The organism is Enterococcus sp. MMGLQ5-1 (genome assembly GCF_013155265.1).
In the GTDB taxonomy this organism is placed as follows: Bacteria; Bacillota; Bacilli; order Lactobacillales; family Streptococcaceae; genus MMGLQ5-1.
In genome coordinates this window covers 1-1685 of record NZ_JABJXU010000029.1, presented here as the reverse complement: position 1 = coordinate 1685, position 1685 = coordinate 1, and the positions used below count along the sequence as shown (strand labels likewise).

General features: G+C 32.5%; 4 protein-coding genes and 1 pseudogene. All 5 read left to right on the top strand.

The window, feature by feature from the left end; genetic code table 11:
- Positions 1-586, top strand: a pseudogene (locus HOY35_RS13310) (hypothetical protein); the annotation flags it as partial.
- A complete protein-coding gene (locus HOY35_RS13305; protein ID WP_172214585.1) occupies positions 579-1076 on the top strand; it encodes an ORF6C domain-containing protein in 498 nt (165 codons plus the stop codon). The pseudogene HOY35_RS13310 and the gene HOY35_RS13305, both read left to right, overlap by 8 nt.
- Before the next feature lie 9 nt (positions 1077-1085).
- Positions 1086-1331 carry a hypothetical protein gene (locus tag HOY35_RS13300; RefSeq protein WP_172214583.1) on the top strand — a complete coding sequence of 82 codons (246 nt, stop codon included), beginning with the start codon at positions 1086-1088 and terminating at the stop codon, positions 1329-1331.
- 3 nt (positions 1332-1334) lie between these two features.
- Positions 1335-1448 carry a DUF3024 domain-containing protein gene (locus tag HOY35_RS13710; RefSeq protein WP_172214581.1) on the top strand — a complete coding sequence of 38 codons (114 nt, stop codon included), beginning with the start codon at positions 1335-1337 and terminating at the stop codon, positions 1446-1448.
- A complete protein-coding gene (locus tag HOY35_RS13290) occupies positions 1411-1572 on the top strand; it encodes a hypothetical protein (protein WP_172214579.1) in 162 nt (53 codons plus the stop codon). The genes HOY35_RS13710 and HOY35_RS13290 overlap by 38 nt, the downstream gene beginning before the upstream one ends.
- Positions 1573-1685: the final 113 nt, after the last annotated feature.

Genomic DNA, 1685 nt, shown 5'->3' with positions numbered 1-1685 from the left:
GCGTGTTGAAAATGGCGATAATCCAACGGTACGTGAATTACAAGATATCAAACGTCAATTAAAACAACGTGATGATGAACTTGCTGACCGTGACAAACGAATTAATCAGTTATCTAAGGAATTTCAAGATATTTCATCCAAAGAGCCTAATGTAGTTGAGAAACAAATTGAAGTAGCGCCAAGCGATTATGAATCAACTAAGTTGGAAAATGAAAAACTGATTGAGCGTAATACATCATTGCAACAAGATTACCAAAAATTATTGATGGAACGTAAGCAAGTTGACGAGAAATCAGAAAAATATGAGCAACTTTCTAAAGCTATTAAATCGGCTGAAGGTGAACTAAGTGAACAACAAAAATTGATTGCTGATTATAAGAAATTATCTGATTTATTGGAAAAATCAAACGATTTTCTTGGTAAAGCCAGTGCATTGGTTTACTTGGATTTATCAGAAGTAGTAAATAGTGACGGACTTGCAAGACGTGAATTAAATTTCTTAATTGAACGTTTAGAAAAATTCTTAACTGAACTAACTAAAATAACACAAAAAGATTTTATAGAGGGAGAGATTATCAATGGTTAAAGCAAAGGATAAAACAGAAACAGCATTAAGCGCAGTTAAATTCACTTTAAAAAGGCAAGATGAACAAAGTGAAGCAATTCAAACGTTAATCGATGTCATCGTTGATGTAAAAGATGATGTGCTTGAAATGAAGCAATCAATCACTAAAGACGTTCAAGAATTACGTGACAGTATCACGTTGAACGAAGTTGAATGCTTGGAATTACAAGGAGCAGCATTCGCCAAAGCTAAGCAGTTAGCCAATGAATATTTCAATGGGGATAATGTTTCATCAAACTTATTTTTATCTAAATATGGTCAATTTTTACGGTTAGTGTATAAGCATTTAAAAACAACTTTCAACATTAGGAAGTATGTATTTGTTAGACGCATTGATTTTATCAAAGCACTTAATTATGTAAGCAATATTGATCTAACAGATTTTACAACTACCGAAACGAGAATGACGCCTAAACAATTAGAAATCATTGATTTGGAAAAAGATAAATAGGAGGTATTTATGGATATTTCAGTATCGAAAGTAACACCCTCAATCCAACAAGCTTGGATTGCGAAAGATGATGCGATTGTATTTTTTGGATATCAGAATCATAAACCGGCTTTTCAAAAACTTCTGAAAGAATTTAAAAGCGAAAAAAGTTTTAGTGATGGTTATATTCTATCAACTCATAAAATACCAATCATAAAAATTGATACATTTGAAAAGTTTTTAAGGTGGAGAGAAGTCAATAAATATAAGAGGTGACCTATGACATTCGACTGGGAGGGTGCAACGCACAATTGGCAATTGTATTGGTTTAGAGCTAGGAAGGAATATATGAGTTATGAGCAAAGATTTAAGAGAGCTCAAAAAGAAGCGTAAGTTTTGGCGAGAAGTTGAACAATATCAGCTTTGGCATAGAAGTTGCATTGATTATGAGCATACAAAATCTAAACTTTCTGAAATCGAAAATGAAATCAAAAAAGCCACTGACGGCAATCAGTGACTAGGACACATAAAACTAAATGTATGTGCTAATTATAGCACAGATTGGAGAAAAAATGACACTAAGAACTTTACTGATGTTAATCACATCACCACACAGAATAAAAATAGGTA

Coding starts and splice junctions, on each gene's coding strand:
- HOY35_RS13300 (WP_172214583.1), top strand. CDS start 1,086: ATGGATATTTCAGTATCGAAAGTAACACCCTCAATCCAACAAGCTTGG.
- HOY35_RS13710 (WP_172214581.1), top strand. CDS start 1,335: ATGACATTCGACTGGGAGGGTGCAACGCACAATTGGCAATTGTATTGG.
- HOY35_RS13305 (WP_172214585.1), top strand. CDS start 579: ATGGTTAAAGCAAAGGATAAAACAGAAACAGCATTAAGCGCAGTTAAA.
- HOY35_RS13290 (WP_172214579.1), top strand. CDS start 1,411: ATGAGCAAAGATTTAAGAGAGCTCAAAAAGAAGCGTAAGTTTTGGCGA.